This is a genomic window from Vibrio sp. 2132-1 (genome assembly GCF_033344315.1).
This window is the reverse complement of the sequence record NZ_JAWPON010000230.1, coordinates 1-782: the sequence shown is the minus strand read 5'-3', so window position 1 is coordinate 782 and position 782 is coordinate 1. Positions and strand designations below refer to the sequence as shown.

General features: G+C 48.8%; 1 protein-coding gene. It reads right to left on the bottom strand.

What is annotated here, in order from left to right:
- A partial coding sequence (locus R8N47_RS24605; protein ID WP_318186023.1) for an AzlC family ABC transporter permease occupies positions 1-564 on the bottom strand: 564 nt, incomplete at its 3' end.
- Between the last annotated feature and the right edge of the window lie 218 nt (positions 565-782).

The window sequence follows — 782 nt, the reverse complement described above, 5'->3', positions numbered from 1 at the left end:
AAGTAAAAAGCAACCCATGACCATATCAAGTCCGAGACTGACCGGATCTTTGATGGCACCACCAAAGTAGATCCCCATCCACGTGCCGACAATCCAGAAGCCCCAAAGCGCAAGCCCTCCGCCGACCAACAAACCAAACCCAGGCTCTTTCTTGCCAAATGCGTTCATCGCCATTGCCCAGTTTGCGTCGGAGGCAAGCAACATAATGCCATAGCTCTTATGTGGCGGTAGCTGTCTCAGCCAAGGGTAGAGCGTCGCACCCATCAGAAGGTGTCGAGCATTGATGGCAAACACAGTAATCAAAACCGGTACAAGTGGTACTTCAGCTCCCCACATTTCTAACGTGGCAAACTGAGACGCACCAGCAAAGACGAGCGTACTCATTAAAAGAGTCGGAAAGGCGTCTAAGCCGGTTTGCACCGCAGCAACCCCAAAGGCGAGGCCAAAGACCACCACAAAAAAGGAAAGCGGTAAAAGCTGAGTAAATCCGCCCCAGACGTCAGCCCGAGTGAACTCATGTAGCTCCCCAGAAGATCGAGGAAGAGAGGATGTATTTTCTGTCATAAATGTACCTAGCCGGCAGCAAAGTCGGGAGAAGCCTCAAATGGGTATTGTTGTGATTTTGTAAACTGCATGTTTAACATCAATTGGATGGGCTTTCAAACACAACCAGAATGTGGTTTTCGTCGCAGACAACAAGATGACATTAACGTTCTCGGTATTTCAGGTTTTATTGAGCGAAAAAAGAAAGCGAGCACGAAGCTCGCTTTGAGTTAGGAAGA